The following is a 21,045-nucleotide window of genomic DNA, read 5'->3' on the forward strand; positions in this document are numbered from 1 at the left end:
TTTAATTAGAATGAAATGTTTAAGTTAATCGTCCAAGATCTAAGAGTTGGGTAGTTCTCATAAGAAGTGTCATACATATTGCGATACTTATCTGGATAAGGATTGTAAATATCCCAAAGGTTGGTACCTGTAAGCCCTAAAGACAATCCATTGACTTTAGAGTTTGCAAATATTTGTTTTGGTAAATCATACGCAATAGTCAAGTTTCTAACAAAACAACGGAACGTGTCGAGTTGCCAAAAATCAGAATTGGTTTTGATATACGATTGTTGTGCTAGGTTAGGATATTTACCCATAAGGTTGTCTGCTCCGTACATATCAGTCCAGAAACTTTCGTGTGCCCACATATTGTGTGCTGAAGCAGTTCCTTGTCCAACTACATCTACAAAACGAGCTCCTCCCCATGAGGTTGCGATTTGAGTTCTAAAAGAGAATCCTTCGTATTTAAACCCTAAATTTGTAGAAATACCCCAAACTCTAGAGCTATTGGCCAATTTCACATAATCGTTTTTGTCAATTACCTTTCCATCAGCTCCCGCCATCGTACCATCAGTTGCATTCAACTGACCGGCCACATCTTCATAAGCCAACGTTCCTTTTGGCATTTTGGTTTTATCAGTGATTCCCAAATATTCAGGTTGACCACCCACTGCGTTTGCATTTTGTGTTAAGTAGTTCCAGTAAGCATCCACATCCGCATCGGTACGTAAGATACCATCTCCTGTTGAAGTTCCTTTCCAAGTTCTGAATCCCCAAACGGGTCCAAATCCGATAGAGCTTCCCATTCTAGTGGTGGTAGTCATCACCGATGGATAATCTATGGCTTGCTCTGGATATTTTTTAACCTCGTTATTAGCATAAGAGAAGTTCATTCCAATATTATAAGAGAATTTTCCGTGGATTTTATCACTCCAAGCTAGTGAAACCTCCGTTCCCCAAGCATCTACATCCGAATAGTTTACCTCTGCAAATCCTCCTCCTACAGATACAGGTACTCCTGCTGTAGAAGACATATCAGTCAACATATCAGTTGTTTTGTCATAATAGTAATCAAAACCCAAGGTCAATCTGTTTGACAAAACATTAAGGTCAATACCCACGTTGTTTTTCAAGGTTGAATCCCATCTTAAGTCTGGATTAGGAGATACTCTTGGAGTTACACCACTACCTAGAGTTCCTCCTCCAGATCCGAAGGTATATCCTTTGTCATTGATTACGTCATAGTACTGACCCCATCTCCAATATTGTACGTTGTCCTTACCAGTTTTACCAATAGAATAACGGATTTTAAAGAAATCTACCCATGGAAGACTATTTTGGAACCACTCTTCTTTACTCATGATCCATCCTAATTGTAATGATGGGAAGAAGCCCCAGTAGTTGTCTGGTGCAAACTTGGTTGAAGCATCAGAACGAAATAAGAATTGTGCCAAGTATTTTCCATCGTAGGCATAGTTAAAACGCCCTAAGTAAGAAAGTGCTCCAGACTCTACTTTAGTAGCCGTTGAATTGGTAGTCAAGGTACCGGCAGTTCTATAATCTCCTGCGTAATCCTTTGGTGTATCTTCATACGCCAAACGTGTTCCTGTAGAGTAAGACTCAGAAGCCTCCATCCCTAACATGGCACCGATTTCATGGTTTCCAAAAGTTCTGTCGTAGTTAACAAAGCCATTGACTTGTGTACTTTTATTATCACTATTGGTGTAATATACCCTTGCACCGGTTTTGTTGGTATCAATTATATATTCTGAATCGGTTGCCTCAGAAGCCAAGTGCGAGTCTTGGCTGTTATAGTTCGTAATACGAGCCAAATCATAAGGCAAAGCGATTTGTTCAGTATAAGAAGAGAATTGGTTTCTTGAAAAGGATCCTTTTACGGACAATCCTTTTACAGCGGCAATCTTATAAGTCAAAGAGGTGTTGATATTGTATGCAAAATCATCACTTACTTGTTTGGAACCATTGTTCAAGGTAGCAAAGTAGTTCCATCCAGCGATGTTTGCATTGGTATTAGCACTTCCTAAATTACGGTCTGTACGTGGGAAAGGAGACATATAATATTGTTTTCCTCCAACGGTAGTTTCCCATGGCACGTACTGTGGCATGTGAAGTAAGTATCCGTAATCCGCTTGTTCCCCACTTCCTTTGGTAAGGTTTCCAAAACTACTATCATTGAGGTTGGCGGAAGCTTTGGTAAAGGATTTTTCAATTTGTCCTGAGTTACTAGAAATCGAAGCCGAGAAATCCAATCCTTTAGCAATTTTAGCATTGACACCTAGACGGATGTTCCATTTGTTGTAATCTTGATTTCCTAAATTCGCACCTTGTGTAAGATAAGTAGCACCTGCAAAATAGGTAATATCCTCAGATCCTCCAGTGATATTCAAAGAGTGTTTTTGTTGAATGGCCGCTTTCCAAGATTCTTCCAACCAGTTGTAATCCAAAGTTTTCATTTCTTCCAACTCCGATGTAGAAAACAAACTCGCTTGTGAGATGGTGGGCGTTTGATTCACCAAGAAACGGTTGTTGAAAATCCCATGCTCATAGGCATTCATTACTTTAGAATGACTTACCGCATCATTTACAGTAAACTGGCTATTGTAGCTAAACTTGGTTTTTCCAGCTTTCCCTCTTTTGGTTTTCACCACGATGGCTCCTTGAGAAGCACGTGATCCATAGATAGCAGCAGATGCATCCTTAAGCACTGTGATGCTTTCAATCTCAGAAGGGTCCAATCTATTAAAAGAATCCATAGTAGGTTGTCCATTGGATGGATCAATCTGCACCATATCATCGATCACTACCAGTGGATTGGTAGTAGAACCGTCTTTGGAAAATCCAAAAGTTTGACGAATTTGTATAGAGGCAGCAGATCCAGGACGGGTCGTGTTACCCGTTACTGATAAACCTGGTACCAAACCTTTTAAAGACTCTGATAAGTTTGTAGATGGTAAATCCTGAATGTCTTGCGTCTTAATAGTTTCGATGGCACCAGTTAAGTTTCTCTTTTTCTGAGTACCGTACCCTACTACTACTACATTCTCTAATTGATTTGAGTCATCCTGCATTTTTACATCAATTGCAGAACGTCCTCCCACCGGAATTTCCATTTTTTTCATCCCTATAAATGAATAAACCAATGTTGCTCCAGGGTTCACTTTAATTTTATAGTGACCAGAGAAATCTGTAACAGCAGAATTTTTAGTCGACTTCTCTGTTACATTCGCTCCAGACACTGGTATCCCGGTATTATCCGTAACGATACCTGTAATAGTTACTTGACCGCTTTTTTGAGCATAAATTACCATACTCATCAGCGTAAACAAAAGAAAACTACATCTCTTGATAAATGCTTGTTTCATAAATGTTTGATTTTAATTAGGTTATAAATTAGTTAGCTTTAAAAAATACTTTTTGGTTTTTAACAAAAATAAAATTTGACTATCACCAAAATTCAATTTTAAATATTAAATGTTAAAAATACATTTATGCCAAAATTATGATGATAACAATTGGCAACCGTCCTGTACTATCCTGTTTTAAAAAACAAATCTTAAAAAAAAATTAAAATAAAAAATGGTATTCCTAAAAAACAGAAACATTAAATACAAAAAACAAAAAAATAAAAAGGATAGTTCAAAAAAATAACAGATTAAAAAACTCTTTATATAAGCACGGTTAATCAATAAAAAGCCCTACATAAAGATCCTGTCTGAAAAAATTATCTTGATAAACAAATTGAAAAAAAAATTAAAAAGACCTTATTTCTATTTTTTTTGTCCTGTTAAAAAAAAATTAAAAAAACTATCTTTTTTGATACAAAAAAACCTTTAAATCACAATTCTTATCAATACCTGCAAAGTAAATTTATCATAAAAATTATTAAAAATCAAGCACTTAAAACACTAAAAAACAGAACATGTGCTTTTATAATAAGAATAATAAAGAAATTATCAAGAATTAGACTGTTAAATTTAAATTTTTGAAAAAGATTTTTTTCTAATTTTAACCAGAAAAGAATGGGTAAATTTAGGAAAAAGGGAGTTTTGTAGAATTAATAAGCTGTACAAACTCAATTCACGTATTAATTATGAATTATACTAATTATCACGAATTTTTTCTTTTTAGTTATTAAAAATTCTTTAAATCCTATAGCGGATTCTATGATAAATGGCCATTCCGAACAAAACCATTCAATTCGGATTAACTATCTTTTCAAAAGCTTATCCAAAAAAAGAAAACCCCTCTTAGCCGCTTTTTGAGCAATCCGGGGTTTGTTCCTTTTAAATTTGAAATAAAATAATTGCTTTAAGTTTAAAACATTTAGATTTTTTCGAATTTATAATGAAGGATTCCAACCGCTTAACACCTTATCAAGATTGTATTTATTGCGTTCGGATTTTTTTAATTGATGTGACCAAACAGCTCTTTTGGATAAATCTTTCGCCCCTTCACCTTTACTGCTGTATTCGGCATAATAGACTGTTTTTTCTTTGTCAGGAAAATTTTTGTCCCCAGCCCACGGATTCCAACCTTCGGGAACAATATGCGTACCCATTTCTGTATTGATGATAACCGTTTTTGCATAAGGCCGCCAAGGACGTCCCAGAAAAACTTTATCAACTGTTTTGTCTTTTGCAGTCAATTTGCAATCTACAAATACAAAACCATATAAATCTTCCTTTGTGGTAGATGCAGCCGTAACATAAGCATTACTAAGGCTTTCGATAGTACAATTGTAAAAATAGGCTGTAGCTGCCCCAAAAATAAAATCAACTGTCCCGTTGATAAAACAGTTTTCAAAATAGTTACGAGTTCCTCCTTTGGCCAAATACAAGGTATCCTGATTGCCCAAAATAGAGCAGTTTTTCACAGCTACTCTGTCTCCTTCGGTGTGCAAAGCCACTGCCTGTCCAACTCTACCGGCTGTATTCTCTATAATTAGGTTTTCTATCAAACAGTCATTTCCCTGAACCAATAAGGTATAGGAAGTATAGGTGCTGAACTTTGGGTTTCCTGTCACATCAATTCCACGGAATGGCTTTCCTGAATAATCATCGTATGAAATTATCGTTTTTTCTTTGTCCAAACCTTTTAAAGTGATATTTCTTTTAAAAGAAGGAATAACCACCTTTTCATTATAAACCCCTGGTTTAATACTGATTATTACCCTAATTTCGGCATGATCTCTCACCGTATTGATAGCTTCCTGTATGGTTTTAAAATCGCCCGAACCGTCTTGGGCAACGGTCAATTCAAATCGATTGTCTATTGTTTGTGCCGATACTATTAAAGGACTAACAGCTAGCAATAAAATAAGAATGTATTTCATAGGGTTTATTTTAAACATTGAAAGTCATATAAGATGGTTATACCTGGCAAACACGGCTTATATGACTTATATACTAAACTAGCAATTTAATGGGATAACCAAACAGACATTTCTCCTTTGCCTTGATTTCCCCATGCAAAATAAGGAATTAACTTTATGTCATATTCCTGCCCCCCTTGTTTTGAGGACAAAGGCATATAGAGTTTTTTGTTCCAATAGTTTTTATCAAAAATTGATGAACTGGCATTAATACTAAGGATATTTCTATTATTAATTTTTATAAAATCGGTACTAAAAGTGGTAGTAATATTCAAAAGAACATCATTTATGCTGGTGTTTTCCGGAAGTTGATTGGATTCTAAACAATACACTATCGGGCCTCTTTTTACGGCAACCTGATTTTTAGTTTCTTCCACCAATGGATTGGCTTCCATCAATTCTATTGGCATTGGAATATTCAATTCGATAACATCACCTTTTTTCCATTTTTGAGTTAGTTTCAAATAAGTACCCGAAATGATTTTCTCTGTAACCCCATTTGAATTAACAAAAACTGTTATTCCTTGGCTCCAACCCGGAATTCGAAGGAAAAAAGCAAAATCTTTCTTTGGAGCTTTGACAATTTTCAAAATAACTTTCCCATACCAAGGATAATTGGTTTGCTGTTCTATTACGATTTTCTCTCCCGAAAGTGTAGTTGAATTCAAATTATTACTGCCGTATAAATTGACATACAATCCTTCTTTTGAAAAACTATATGCATAATTACTCACCTCGGCAACAGTTCTTGTTACGTTTGGCGCACAACAGTTGGACAAAGCAATATACCCTTCGCGTTCCTTACTCCATCTTTGTTTAAACGGTAAATCCTTGGAAACATTCAGCGGATTGTTATAAAAGAATTCCGTACCCTCCAAACTTACCCCAGACAAAACACTATTATACAATGCCAACTCAACAATATCGGCATATTTGGCATCGCCGGTAATTTGCAGCATTCGCCAATTCCACAAAACATTCCCAATATTGGCACACGTTTCGGTATGGGCTGTAGCGTTTGGCAGTTGAAAAGGTCTTCCATATGCCTGATGAATTTTTTGAACAACCGTAGGATCGTAGGAAGTTCCATCTGGCGAAACACCATCATACAAAGCGCCACAGGCTCCCGTGATATACATTTTTGTGTACGTTACATCATCCCAAATGGATTCCAGATTATCCAACAACTTTTTCTCTCCAGTTTCTGCATATAAATCGGCTACACCGGCGTATAAATAATTCGCCCTTACAGCATGCCCCATTGCAGTGGTTTGTTGCCTGAACGGAATCCTGTCTTGATTGTCATCAGTTCCGTCATCGGTTGTTCCTCTAATATCAATCAAATTATTGGCTAATTCCAGATATTTTGGATTTTTAGTCGTGCGGTACATTTCGACAATTCCCATATAATGTGATGGGCAAATAGCATTACGAGCCAATTCTGGAGATGCTTTTTTGTAGAAATCATATAAAAAATCAGCAACACATTTGGCAATATTCAAAAAATTGGTTTTTCCAGTTGCACGATAATGAATGCAGGCAGCAGTCATTAAGTGTCCCATATTGTATTTCTCGAAACCCAATTGTTTTTTCACTTCTTCTGGGCCTAAAGTTCCCCAGCGTTCATCAATCAAAACAGGAGTATGAAGGTAACCGTCTTTGCGTTGTACTTTTGCGAAAAGCGCAATCGCCTCATCCATTTCGGCATCTAGTTTCTTATCTTTTGTAACCGCGTAAGTCGCAGCCATTCCTTCAAAAATCTTGTAAAAATCACCATCATGAAAAGAAGGCCCTTTGAAAGTTCCTTTGCTTTCGCCCGCTGCAATTTTAAAATTCGCATAAGCGTGAGACACCTCATCGTTATGATACAAATCCCACATATACGGCAACGTATTTTTGGTTTCTACATCAAATTGTTCCTTCCAGAAACCGTCTGTCCATTGCACATCCTGCAAACCCAGACTCTGTAATTTTGAGTAAGGACTATTTAAATTGGCTATCAAACCTTTGTTTTGAGCCACAAAAACAGTCGAAAACAATAGGGCTGAAAATAGGATGATGTTCTTTTTCATTTTTTTATTTTATTTTAAAATTCTAAAATCTGAATGAAAATTTTAGCACGCAGACTTCGCAGATTTACGCAGATTTTTTTTAGACTACATTTGAAAAATTATCTGCATAAATCTGCGAAGTCTGCGTGCCATCTTACTTATTTCACAAAGAAATTAATCTTACGGCTCATCGAATCACCATCAGCATCTTTTACAGTGATTACAAATGATGAGAATCCTTTTTCAACGGTTGTAAACTGAATATCTTTTCCTTTTAAAACTACAGAGCCATTTTTCAATTCGGTAAAAGTATAAACTGGTTGCTTTTCATATCCTTTGAAAAAAACTGCAGCAGGCAGAACAACTTTGTCCCCCAAATTTACAAAATAATGAGGTTGTGCCAGCCAATCCAAGTAATTATCCAGTTGCGTAAATCCGTCTTTATCAGCATCTAAATTAGCATCCGAGAAATCTCCCGCTTTTGAATTTTCGTTTAAACCAAAAGCTTTTTCCCACCAATTCGGCAATCCATCATGATCCGTATCCCAATTGGCGGAACGAATTTCCGATGCAAAATTTGGCCAACCTCCCTGATCGGATTCGTTATCAATCATACCACCCAAACCACTTTTGCTTCCTTTGTAAGTAAATGTTCCTTTTAAGGTTTCATCTATGATTCGGTTATCATGCTTATCAAAAAACGGCTGATTTGCACCCACGTCTGACAATACTTTTTTGTAAGCCGCTTTCGCTGATTGTGTTTCCACATACGACTCAAAAAAAGGTTTATCTACAAATGTTTGATAATTCACCATTTCATTATGGGTAATGGTCATCTTTCTTCCTTTTTCCTGATTTTTTTCATCAAAATAACCCGGCATTATATTTCCATCAAAATAATAACGTTGCATTCCTTTTCCAACTCCTTCGTGTTGTGCATTCAATGCTACGAAAATCGTTGTTGAAACACCAGGTTTATAATAATTACCTACAAAATTTACTTCATTAGCACCACCATCTGTAGCCCTTTCGCCCCAATTGTACACCACATTGTTTCGAATATCCAATCTTCCGGTATAAAATCCTTCACCGCTTAAACCTCCGGCAATACTCCAATTGCGGCCTTCGTTATGCGCTAATAAATTGTGATGAAAACTACCAACATCACCACCAATACTAGCGGCATAACCATGCATTTTTCCTGTTCCATATTTATCATGACCAGCCACGTTTAAGGCTTCTGAAATTAAGGTATTTTGCAAAGTTATGTTATGCGATCCTCTTGAACTGAACGATTCATCGATTGTCCAACTGATAGAACAATGGTCAATAATACTAAAATTGGCTCCGGTCAATCCCATTCCGTCATAAGTAGTTCCGCCACCAATGCGAACTTTCAAAAAGCGGATAATCCCATCATTTCCTGTCAATCCTATAGGTGCTCTCGTAATCGTAATTCCTTCTCCCGGAGCGGTTTGTCCGGCAATTGTAATATAAGGTTGGTTTACCACTAATCTCGATTTCAATTGAATATTTCCAGAAACATTAAAAACAATGGTTTTTGGTCCAATTTCTTGGTTGATGGCATCACGCAAACTTCCTGGACCATCATCGTTTAAGTTGGTTACCTCTACCACTTTTCCGCCACGGCCTCCCACAGCAAATCTTCCATATCCTTCAGCACCTGGAAAAGCTAATTGTGCTGGCTTGAATGACCAAACATTTCCTAAAGTCACTTCGCCATTAGCATCAATTTCATCCACTCTCCAATAGTACGTTGTACCGCTATACAAATCAGAAACAGAGAATGTTGTTTCTGTTGATTTGGTTTTGAATTCCTTCGAAGTTTCTGTTGCATTTGCTACAGCATTTTTATCTGTACCAAAATATAATTTATGTGCTACAGCTCCCTTAGAACCTTCCCATTCCAAAACTACTTTTTTATCAACTGCTACAATATGTTCATTACGATCTTCAGGTTTTGGAGAACGAGCTTGGTTCATTAAGTTTGGCGTATCCAGCTCAAAACCATTGATAACAATTTGTTTTACAATATTGGGATTTGTAGTCGGGTCGATTTCAAAACGGATAATTACATCTTGAGCTTTTACGGCAGTGAAAGTCAGATACGCCATTGTCGCATCTGTTTTTATGTTGGCTCTTTGGCTTGCATTTACGGTTTCGGCTAATTTTCCGTTTACATAAATTTTAATAGGGGAAAAAGTCTTTCCAGTAATCACATCAAAGGCATTATGAAAGGTCAATAGCGTGTGTTTCCCTTCTTTTAAACCACTAATTTTTAATTCTAAATTTTCGGATGTAACCAATCCGTCGCTTGCCAATTTATTGTAAAACGGAGCACTCATTCCAACTTTATTCCATTTGGAAGAGAAGTTCCCTTTCAATTTGAACGTCACATTATTGAATGTTTTTTCAGCTTCTTTTTGCTCGTTTACTACCCAAGATTCATAACTTGGATCATGCACTTCTTCCAGTCTTCTTTGGAAAAAATCAAAATCAACTTTTACAATTTGTTTCTCCGCATTCTGCGCCTGCCCATTTGTTGCTAAAAGCATTGCCAAGGCAAAGGAACTAACTAATTTTTTGAACATTTTACTTTATTTTAATTTAAATTTATTTTTTCTGCTTCCGATTTTCCGAGCAGGTTAATCACATCTTTTTTTCTTTCTTCGGGAATTATTTTCAAAATTTTCATTTCGCCGTTTACCAGTTCAACCTCAACTGTGGTATTCTGCTTTGCATGCAATTTGAAATGTACATTCCAGTCTTTTGGCCAAGAAGGAAAAAGATAAATTTTGCCGTTGGCTTCCTGCAAAAGCATTTCCTGCATTCCAATCATTCCGGAACCACCCCAATTGTGATCGGGAACCCAATCAAAACCCGGTCCCCAAAAGGCAGGAAATCTTCGGTCGGAATTCGCCATTTTCAACAAATTGTATTTCGCTGCCTCATCGGTTAAACCTAATCGAGCCGAAAAAATATTGTCTTGTTTCCACCCAATATGACTTCTGAATTTTATTGCATCCGTATCGTATTTCCAGGTATTCAAAGCGGTTTGTAAATCGGGTTTGCCAATGCCGTAAATGCCCCAAGGATACACAGGGTACAATTGTGGCAATTCGGAATTATTGATGCGTTCCCAGGATTTGGCTGGAGCCAATGTTTTAAAACCTTCAAAATTTCTAAAATTCAAAGGCGGGATGCGTGTCTGAAAGCTTTTCAGATATTCCAAGTCTTCCTTAGACAATTGTGCTGACGAAAGGTTTAAAAGTTTTTCTGTGATTACGGTCAAAGCCGAAATGGTGCTGTTGCCATTATTCGCCATTTTATACGTTTCTGCCCCAGAGCCCGGATAGAGAATCAAATGTCCGTTTCCGTCCAGCGCTTTTCGTCCTCTTTGTTTTGCCAAATATTGATAATGCTCATCAAAAAAACGAAGACAACTGATGATAAATGAATTATATTTCTGAATGTCTTCCCCAGCATATTCTTTCTGCTGCAACATCATTTGACAAAACTCAAAAACCGTGTCCCATTCGTATTCCAACCAAGCGTTGTATTCCATTCCTGGATCATAATCTGCGGGGCGTTTCCATTCGTATTCAGCCGGATTCGGTAATCCGAAATTTTCCAGTTGTTCCGTAAACGATGCTCCGCCGTGTTTCCAATAGACCTGCGAACGCAATTCGGCATTTTTCTGTAAACTCAAATAATAATCCAATTGTGATTTCATCATGTCAAAATCACCGCTTTTCACCATCGGAAAATAAACCAATCGCTGATTTTGAGCTGTCATTGTTCCTCCTCCCCAATTCCTGAAATCGGGTGTAAAATTCAAATCCGGATTGGTAAAAACAGGGTCTACCGTAAACAATCCGCCGTTGAATTTTGTTGGATATTTTCCGTATGCATTACAGCCCAACATATACCGAAACAATTGATAATTCTGTCCGATTTGATACACCGAATCTTTTGCTTCAGCATTGTTTTTTTGCGTATAAATAAAACTGCGATTCCAGAAATTGTTCCACCATTTTATCGTGTTTTTTTCAGCTTCTTTTGAAGTGCTTTTATTTGCCGAAACCTGATTTTTCAACCCATTATTCCAAGTAGTATAATCCAATTGGCTTGTATTCAGATAAAGCTGTAAAGATTGTTTTTTTGAAGGTTTCACACTCGACAGACTAAAGCCCTTGAAATCTGCATTTTGATAAGTTCCCAAATACGTTCCATCAGGTTTCAAATTATCGCCTGTCATCAATCCACCGAAAGTCAAATTTGCCAACGGATTTAGCATTTGGTCTTTTGCCGATTCCATTTTTTGTTGTTTTACGACTACGTCAAAAACAGTTTGTTCTCTATTTCTATGGTAAAATTTGATGCCATTATTTTCAAATGAAATAGAATCTTTGAACGTTATAATTTCACCCTGAGGAGCCCATTTATACGAATTGGCATTATTGGCTTTCCCCTTGGAATCTCTATTTTTATGACGCCAACTTTCATAGGAAGCCGTCATTTTCAAAGGTGTTTTACTGTCTAAATCCAAATAGATAATCGGCTTGAAAACATCCACCCAGAGTTTGATTTTGGTATCGTTTTGAGCAATCAAAATATAGCCATCTTTCAGTTTTAATTCCTGATAAAAACCTTCTTTCCCTTCAAATGGATTCGGGCTTAAAGCCACTTTTACACGACCCAATTTCAATAACGTATTGTGTTCGTCAAAAGTTCCGCTTCGCGAAAAATAAAAATACAAATCACCTTTTTCAACCCAGACATTCAAGCCAATATCGCCTCCGCCCAACGGCATCGATTCGGATGAATTTGCACTTTGCGTAGTCCAAACTTGATTGTAATTATCAAGCATAGGAATTTGCGCTTTCGCTAAAAGCGTGAAAAGAAGAAAAAATATGTATTTTATGTATTTCAATTCTATTTATTTTTTTAGTCTTGTTTGTCATTCCGACGAAGGAGGAATCTCCGCAAGTAACTCCACAATCAAAAGTGCCAATCTTTGTCGATGCTGTAAACGGAGATTCCTCCTTCGTCGGAATGACAACTTTATCTATAAATTTCTATACTAACTACCATTCATCCGTCCTGAAAGACGAAACCGGCAAACCTCCCGTACTGAACAATTCGGCTTTTGCAAAATCTTTCCATAAATAGCGAACCGCAACGGGTTTTGCCACTTTATCCGAAGTCAAAACCACGGATTTTCTACGGACTTCGGCTTTGGCTGGATAAAAAACTTTGTCTTCTCCCGCGATTTCAAAACCGGTTACCTCTTTTGCGTAAGCGGTAATTCCGTTTGGCACTTCATCAAAAGAAACCGTAACCGAATTATCTTTTATTTCCATCGATTTGTATTTTGGGCTTTCGAATTCAAAACCTTCCATTCCGTAGGTTTTTGCCAAAGCCTGAAAAGCCAATCGGTTTCCGCCTTTTTCCTTGTCCATTGGATGAATATTATTTTCTTCGCCAATATCCATCAAAACTGCCATTCCCGAATTCGGAATTTCTTTAGTAGCTTTTAGTTGCGCTTCTCTAATATAAGCCGAATTGTATTTTTCAACATAATCGTTCAGGTGAAATTGTTTGTAATTAAACGGAGCGATTTGGCAATAATAAAAAGGGAAATCACCTTGTTTCCATAAAGTTCTCCAACTGCTGACCATCTTTTTCATCAAAGCAGTATATTCCGAAGCTCTTTCGTAATTCGATTCGCCTTGGTACCAGATACAACCTTTTATTCCGTAACCAATCACAGGCGAAAGCATTCCGTTGAACAAAGTCGTCGGTACACGGTTTGGGTCTTTAGCCAAATCTTCTTTTGTGGTCGGAATCTTGGCACTTGTAAAATCTTTCAGCATTTCCCTATTCATCCAGGCTTCCATACTCGAACCGCCGTAAGCCACATGAATCAATCCCACCGGAACCTGTAACACTTCCTGCAAAAGCGACCCAAAATACCAAGCCGTTGCGCTGAAATTAGCTGTCGATTTTGGCGAAGCTTCTTCCCATTTCCCTTCAAAATTACCCAAGGGTTCTAGAACTGTAGCTCGAGGAATCGTTATCAAACGGATGTTTTTGTTTGTAGATTTAACTATGATTTCGTTGCCGTTTCTCACAGGCTGTCCCGGAAAACCTTTCAAAGGCATTTCCATATTCGACTGACCGGAACAAAGCCAAACCTCACCTATTAATATATTTTTAATGATTACTTTTTCAGTTCCTTCAACCACTTCAATCATAAATGGCCCGCCAAATGAAGGTGTTTTCAATTCAGTTCTCCACTTACCGGAAGCATCTGCTTTTACTTTGTAAATCTTAGCATCCCAAGAAGTTTTTACGGTAACATTCGAGTTCTTTTCTGCCCAACCCCAAATGGGTGCATTTGATTTTTGCTGTAGCATCATATTGTCGGTAAACAATGCGGGCAATTTGATTTTGGCATTGGTTTGGAAGCTTACTAAAACAACAAAAAGGGCAATAAAAACATTTCTAAAATTTCTCATATTTTTTGTTTTTCAATTGCCTCCAGCTTTAGCTGGAGGTTATAAAATCTATTATCTTCTCAGACTTTAGTCAAATTAACTTTTTGGCTAAAGCCTAATTCTTATCTACTCTCTAAATCTCCAGCTTAAGCTGGACGCTATTCATTATATCTATTTCTCTTTTACAATCGTAACTGGCCCCAACAATCCCGCTTTCAACAACGGTTCACCTTCCAATCTGAAACTGGCGTTTGTCCATATTAATTTTTCTTCTTTTGGTAATTTTTGGTCACCAATTAATCGGTTTGCCCAAGTATTGGTGATTTTAATAACAACCGTATTTTTTCCTTTTTGCAAAGCCTTTGAAATATCAACTTTATAAGGAAAAGTCCAAAGCGTTCCGCAGTCTTTTCCATTGATACTGATTTCGGCGATATTAGCAATTTCACCCAAATCCAACCAAATTTTATCGGCATCTTTTCCTTTCCAAACAAAATCCTTTTTATAAACAACCGTACCCGAATAATATTTAATCTGATTGTTCTCAGAAGTGCTCAAATCGAAAAGTTTATTGATTTTCACGGGTTCTTTGGGTCCTTTAAAATCAGGATTGAATTGCAATTCCCAATTTTCATCCAAAGTTTGAACGGTTTCAAATTCCAAACCTTTTTGCTTTCCGCTTGCCAGAATTTCTTTTGTTTCTTCTTTAAAAATCACAAAACCGGATTCGTTTGCATCCAAATTTATCGCAACAATTGTTCTTCCGTTTTCGATCTTCCAATTGGCCAAAGCCAAAGTTATCTCCGTCACCGGATTGTACCAAACCGGAATTTTTCCTGATATTCGAAACGAAGCTTCGAACTGTCTTTTTTCTTGTTTTTGATTCGAAATAAAATAAATATCTTCCGTTTCTGATTTGCGGTGTGCCCAAGCAATAGTTTCCGATTCGGCTCGGTTTAATTTTGGAAAATAAACGTCTTGCGTGATACCGATTGAAGCAAAATCATTTTCCAAATACGGTAATTTAATAACCGTTCCTTTTCCTATTTTCCATGTTGATGCATTGGAATTGATCCAAATTTCGTTCACAACATTCTGCCATTTTTTATACGCTTCCTCCGATTGCAAACCGGGTTCTAAATCTGGTTTTTCATCAACAAAAATGGTTGCGCCGCCTTTTAACAACTCTAATATTTTTTCGGCGGAAGCCAAAGAAATCATTTTGTTCGGAGCCATTTTGTGACTTCCCGGAAACAGTAAAGCTCCATATTGAATTCCTCCTCCAAAAGTGACTTTTCCGTTCTCAACTTTGGCACGATTAATTAAAACATCCGAGTTGAATGAATCGTATTGATAACCGTTCATCGCATTTATCCATTTTGACAAATCGGTTGAATTTTTTGAGGAAGAAACTTCTTTGGGCATTTTGACACTTGGCTGTCCTTCATTTTTCAATCGGATAGCCTCGCTTTCTATCCTTTCTTTCCCAAAAACATTCGGAATAAAAGGCACCAATCGATCCGGAAGCATCGAGCGGGAAGGCAAATCTTCGCCAATAAAAACTGCCAAATCAATTACCGGTTTTCCTTTTTGCAACTGCAACTGCACTCTTTGGCAATAATCAAACCATGCTTTTCCCGAATCCCACCAAGTTTGGTCACGCTGAAAATACGTTCCAATCCCGTCCAAAGTCATACCGGGTTTTCTATGCAACCAAGGATTATGAACAAAAACGTGGTAGAAAAAACGGTTGATTCCGAGCGCATAATTCCTATCCGCCAAAGTTTTCAGATTTCCGGGTTGTTCGTCCCAATCCATTTTCAAAGCCGTAAAAGCTTCGGCCTGAATAATATCTTTTCCATAAATATGCCCGCCCGAAATGGCATCCAACATATCATTTGGTTTGTCGTGTGTTGGGCTTTTCAGCCAAAATTCGCCGCTTGGATAATCAACATATTTAAAATGCAAAAGTCCGTCGCTCATCATTGTTGGCGCCACATTCTCGGAACTGAATTTTACATTAGACTCTTTGGCAATATCTTTCAGTGTGCCAAAAAAATTATCAGCAACCAATTCAGCAATAGTTTTTCGGACATCGTACAAAACTTTTTCAGACGTTTGAATATTTTTCACAGGAATCCCTGCCATAACCGGCAAATAATCGACAATATCGTAGCCTCTGCGTTTTTTAAATTCGGCTCTGAAAACAGGCGACCAGTTTTGGCTTCCGCATTCCCAACTGTCCATATGGAGGATTTTCACCACTTTGGATGCCAATTCTGGGCCTGCAGTTCTTAACATCTCGCCATACCAATGATCAAGCTGAAAACGAATGGCTTCGGTATTAAATTTGTCTACTTCCAATCCTTTTCCTGCGCCCCCGGTAGCGTTTTCATGACCTGTAGATGTATAACCAAAACGGATGATTCTCCAATTTCCTTTAGCGGAAGCTTTCCAGTTTAAAACGCCATTTGCATCAACAAAATTCGAAATGTTGACCATTTTTGAAGGATCAACACAATCGGAATTGCTGATTTCTTTTTCGGTAATCTGTGGACTCAATCGCCAAATTGCACCTGATTTTCCCTGATAATTTTCAATTAATGGTTCATTGGACAAATAGATTTTGGCCACTTTCAATCCCTGATTCCATTTTGCAGGATCCAGGTCTTCGGCTCCAGGTTCAGACCCTTCGGGATCGTAAACAAAACGGAAATATTTTGCTTTTGTCGGAACAATACTGTGTGTATAAAATGCATCAACATCCTGCCAACCGTGACGTGTCGTTGTTAATCTTCCGAGGCTTCTAAAATTTACGCCGTCATCGCTAACTTCAACAATTAAACGATGCGCTTGGTAATTATTTCCTTTGGTTTCTATTTGAATTGATTTACACAAAAATGGCTGTTCAAATTCGTATTGAATCCACCCTTTTTCTTTCAATCGAAACTGATCATCTTTTTTTGAATCACTCAAAAACGAAGCATCAAAATCGGCTAAAGTTGATGTTATTTTTGGTCGTTTTTTATCCGAAGTAATAAAGCTTTCTTTTACGGGAATCGCAAAAGTTGCAATGTCTTTATAATAATCTTTGTAATGATTTGAAACTGCTAATTTCAGGTTTTTAAAACTGTTTCCGCTGACAACGGTATCTTTCCAAACGACTTTTTGCATGGACATTTCGGGCGTAATCCAAGGCCCTCCGGCAACGGCAAAACCATCGGCGGGATGAAAGGCAATCTTTACGCCCACACGGTCGGCTTCGGTCAAAGCCCAATGAACAAGTTGCCAAAATTCTTTACTCAATTGCAATACCGGTGGATCGATCAACGGCGGATTTGCAGGGCCTTTAATCGTCATTAAATAAGCTCCTCCAATTCCGGCTCGCTTCATGGCTTCCAAATCGGCTGTGATGCCTTCTTTGGAATAGGCACTTTGCATCCAATACCAATACACCCAAGGTCTTGAGGATTCTATCGTTGGCTGAAAAAATGTATTTTCTTTTTTAGGGTTTTCCTGTGCGGAAACGAGTCCCGCAAGAAGTAAAAACAAGACTATCGAAAGTCGAAAATCTATTCTAAAAAGAAAAAATGGTTTATTACAAGGCATTTCTGTTATTGTTTATCCGTTTGCTTTGTCATTCCGACGAAGGAGGAATCTCAGTTGGTTGCTCACGTTATGGAGATTCCTCCTCCGTCGGAATGACAAACTATACTCAATTATACCTAACAGGTTTTGGAAACCTGCTAGGATCGTTAATACTTAAACTTCTTCAAACTGTTTTCCAGTTCCTCTTTTGAACCAAAAAATGGAACCAAATAAAAACTATACTGATAATCCCCCGATTTAATTTGGTATTTTTCCAATGGTTGCGAAACCGATGTCCAACTGTCATTTCCTCCCACTCCCATTTGGATTAAATCAATATTTACCGTCAAAAATCCGGGGTCTTTTAGGTCAAAAGTATGAACCGCAGCGGCCAAATTTTCCTGTGTATACGGCCACGCACTCATGCTTAAAACTTTGTTATCGTTGACAACCAGAAACCCTTTATTTTTTTGAGGTGTTGTCAAAGCCATCCATCTTACATCGCATCGATTTCCGTTTTCTTGTGGTTTTACGTAATGCTCTACAAAGTCATTAATTGACAACGAATATTTCCCAACAAACGAACCAAAACTTCGGTCGCTGTAATTTTCCAATTCTCCTTTTCCGTACCACGAAATTTGATCAAACTTTCTTTGAACGCCCATTTGCATACCAATTTTCGGAATGTTTGGTAATTTATTGGAAGCTTTTAAACTGTAATCCACTTTTATGGTTCCGTCTTGCTTGATGTTGTACACCACGCTAACATTGGCACTATCTTTTATAATTTCATAATCGCTAGTGATTTTAATTTCAGAAGCTGATTTGTCCATTTTGATATTCGTCAGTTTTGGTTTTGCCCGATACCATTGTTTCATGTTTTTTTGTGGTTTCCAACCTCGTTTATCATTATCGGTAAGTGGTCGTACGAAATTTGGAAGCAAAGGAGCAAAAACCTGTTCTTCGCCATTGAAAACATACGAAGTCAACGCTCCGTTTGTTTTACCGATTGTGATATCAAAAGTTTTTCCTTTTATTTTAAAATCAGCATCGGTTTCGGCAACATTTAGATTTTCTTTTTTGGAAACCAATGAAACCGCTTCTTTCTTTTTCAGCAAAAATTGATCTTCGGCAACAACATAACCTTTTGAAGCCCAAAGCTCCTCTTTTGAAAGCTGAAATTCGATATTTAAAATATACTCGGCATCCGATTTCATTTTTGGTAAATACGGGTTAACATTCAAAGTTGTCGATTGTCCTGCTTCCAAATTAAACGGTTTTAAAACCTGCGTTTTGATTACATTTCCGTTTTCCAGAATTTTTATGACCGGAATATATCCCTCTAATGATTTAACGGCTTGACGGTTTTTAATTTCCAATTGATTACCGTCTTTCAAAGTCGAAGTTGCTGGCTGATATACCCATTTATTTTCAAAAATCGACCCTTTTGGTTTTCCGTTGGAATCGACAAGACCTTTCGTATTGAAATTTCCGTCATGGTATTTTTCGCCAAAATCACCGCCATGCGCAAAATATTGCTGACCTGATCTTGAATCGAATTTTACCAATCCCTGATCTTTAAATTCCCAAATACAACCGCCAATAACTCTTGGAAGCGAGCGGAATTCATCCCATAATTCTTTTAAATTTCCAACCGAATTTCCCATTGCGTGTGAGTATTCCACAAAAATAATTGGTCGCGTATCTTTCTTTTGATCCACTAAAAATTTCGGAGTAAAAACACCTGGATAAAAACGGCTGACCATATCGACATACGAGTCATCCTGCGGATTCTCGTAACGATAAGCGTGATCAATGGTTTTTGGATATCTTGGATCAAGCGGATCGATGTAACCGTCTAATTTTGCATTTCCCTGCGCCGGTTCATAATGTACCGGACGCGTGATATCAAAATCATGAACCCAACCCGACATTGCAGCGTGGTTCGGTCCTTTTCCACCTTCATTACCCAAACTCCACATCACGACTGATGGATGATTTTTATCTCTTTCTACCATTCGGGTCATTCGTTCCATATAGGCATTTGTCCAAAGCGGATCATTGCTTAATTTCCCGCCAATTCCGTGTGTTTCCTGATTGGCTTCGTCCATTACCATGATTCCATACTGATCACATAATTCATAAAAATAAGGATCATTTGGATAATGGCTTGTACGTATAAAGTTGAAATTAAACTTTTTAATCGTCGTAATATCTTGTTTGATATCTTCTCTTGTAACCGCTTTTCCTCTTGTAGGATTATGATCGTGACGGTTTACACCATACACATGAGTTTCTTTTCCGTTGATGAGCATTTTGCCGTTCTCTTTAGAGAATTCAATCGAACGAAAACCTACTTTACAACTTTTGGCTTCGGTAATGTTCCCATTTTTATCTTTTATCGAAACAACTAAAGTGTACAAATTAGGTTCTTCGGAACTCCATTTCTTGGGGTTTTTTATCGTTTCCTGAAAAAATCCAAAACGAACATTATCCAAACGGGGATAACTTTCGTTGATTAAATCTATAACAGGTCTTTTCAGCGGTTCTTTGAACATCGCCACATTATTGTCATCGTACAATTGAACGTTAAACGTATAACCTTTGATTTTTTCTCCTGTCAGATTTTCAACTTTTGGGCGTAGTTTAAAAATCGCGTCTTTGTATTCTTTGTCTAATTTGGTTTGAACAAAGAAATCCTGAATGCGTAGTTTTGGCTCTGCCATAATAAAAACTTCGCGTTGGATTCCGCTCACGCGCCAATGGTCCTGATCTTCCAGATACGAACCGTCTGCCCAACGGATCACCTGTACCGAAACTACATTTTCTCCTTCTTTTAAATAAGGCGTAATATCAAATTCTGACGGCAAACAACTATCCTCTCCATAACCCAAAAATTCACCATTCAACCAAACCTGAAAACCAGAACTTACTCCGCCAAAATGCAGCGTAACGGTCATATCTTTCCAGTTTGCAGGAACTGTAAAACTGCGTTGATACGAACCTATTCCGTTATAATCTTTCGGGATATAAGGAGGATTTATTGGTCTGAAAGGATAAACGGCACTTTTATAAATAGGGTTGTCATAACCTTTCATTTCCCAATTGGAAGGCACTTCGATTTTGTCCCATCCTGATACATTTGTTTTATAAAAATCTTTAGACGCTTCTTTGAGATTTACCGCATATTTGAAGTTCCAATCGCCGTTTAGCATTTGGATTCGGCTCTTAGTTCGGTCTCCCTTTAAGGCATCTTCAATATTGGTGTATGAATATGCAGTTGCTCGTGATGGTTGTCTATTTATACTCGTTACCGTTGGATCTTCCCAAGGCGCAAATTCATACTTTTTATGCAATTCGGGAACGCCCGCAGGTTCTCCAGTCACAGATTGCGCCTGGCTGACGCAAATGCTAAACAAGAAAAATACTATCGAAAATCGAAACTTTGAAAGATGATAAATATGAATTGACTTAAACATTTATTTGTATTTTATTTTTTACTTTTTTTGTCATT

The 21,045-nt window shown here is 37.5% G+C and carries 8 protein-coding genes; all 8 read right to left on the reverse strand.

The genetic code is table 11. The features are described 5' to 3' along the window. Positions 1-5 precede the first annotated feature (5 nt). Positions 6-3,362: a SusC/RagA family TonB-linked outer membrane protein gene (locus EM308_RS01430; protein ID WP_035637108.1), complete on the reverse strand. Its 3,357-nt coding sequence runs from the start codon at positions 3,360-3,362 to the stop codon at positions 6-8. 977 nt (positions 3,363-4,339) lie between these two features. Beyond that, a complete protein-coding gene (locus tag EM308_RS01435) occupies positions 4,340-5,332 on the reverse strand; it encodes a pectinesterase family protein (protein ID WP_035638886.1) in 993 nt (330 codons plus the stop codon). An 86-nt stretch (positions 5,333-5,418) separates the two neighbouring features. Beyond that, positions 5,419-7,443, reverse strand: coding sequence for an aceric acid hydrolase (locus EM308_RS01440; RefSeq protein WP_051877846.1), 2,025 nt, complete (start codon positions 7,441-7,443; stop codon positions 5,419-5,421). Positions 7,444-7,580: 137 nt separating this feature from the next. Next, a complete protein-coding gene (locus tag EM308_RS01445) occupies positions 7,581-10,034 on the reverse strand; it encodes a pectate lyase family protein (RefSeq protein WP_051877845.1) in 2,454 nt (817 codons plus the stop codon). Between the two features lie 11 nt (positions 10,035-10,045). Continuing rightward, positions 10,046-12,376 (reverse strand): DUF5703 domain-containing protein, encoded by a 2,331-nt coding sequence (locus EM308_RS01450; RefSeq protein WP_035638870.1) that lies wholly within the window; start codon positions 12,374-12,376, stop codon positions 10,046-10,048. Between the two features lie 154 nt (positions 12,377-12,530). Beyond that, on the reverse strand, positions 12,531-13,964 hold the full coding sequence (locus tag EM308_RS01455) for a sialate O-acetylesterase (protein WP_035638868.1): 1,434 nt from the start codon (positions 13,962-13,964) through the stop codon (positions 12,531-12,533). A gap of 150 nt (positions 13,965-14,114) precedes the next feature. After that, entirely contained in the window at positions 14,115-17,552 is a 3,438-nt protein-coding gene (locus EM308_RS01460; protein WP_081907326.1) for a glycosyl hydrolase, read from the reverse strand. Positions 17,553-17,698: 146 nt separating this feature from the next. Continuing rightward, positions 17,699-21,010 carry a glycoside hydrolase family 2 TIM barrel-domain containing protein gene (locus tag EM308_RS01465; protein ID WP_035638866.1) on the reverse strand — a complete coding sequence of 1,104 codons (3,312 nt, stop codon included), beginning with the start codon at positions 21,008-21,010 and terminating at the stop codon, positions 17,699-17,701. Positions 21,011-21,045: the final 35 nt, after the last annotated feature.

Source organism: Flavobacterium gilvum (assembly GCF_001761465.1).
Classification (GTDB): Bacteria; Bacteroidota; Bacteroidia; order Flavobacteriales; family Flavobacteriaceae; genus Flavobacterium; species Flavobacterium gilvum.

Coding starts and splice junctions, on each gene's coding strand:
- EM308_RS01430 (WP_035637108.1), bottom strand. CDS start 3,362: ATGAAACAAGCATTTATCAAGAGATGTAGTTTTCTTTTGTTTACGCTG.
- EM308_RS01435 (WP_035638886.1), bottom strand. CDS start 5,332: ATGAAATACATTCTTATTTTATTGCTAGCTGTTAGTCCTTTAATAGTA.
- EM308_RS01440 (WP_051877846.1), bottom strand. CDS start 7,443: ATGAAAAAGAACATCATCCTATTTTCAGCCCTATTGTTTTCGACTGTT.
- EM308_RS01445 (WP_051877845.1), bottom strand. CDS start 10,034: ATGTTCAAAAAATTAGTTAGTTCCTTTGCCTTGGCAATGCTTTTAGCA.
- EM308_RS01455 (WP_035638868.1), bottom strand. CDS start 13,964: ATGAGAAATTTTAGAAATGTTTTTATTGCCCTTTTTGTTGTTTTAGTA.
- EM308_RS01460 (WP_081907326.1), bottom strand. CDS start 17,552: ATGCCTTGTAATAAACCATTTTTTCTTTTTAGAATAGATTTTCGACTT.
- EM308_RS01465 (WP_035638866.1), bottom strand. CDS start 21,010: ATGTTTAAGTCAATTCATATTTATCATCTTTCAAAGTTTCGATTTTCG.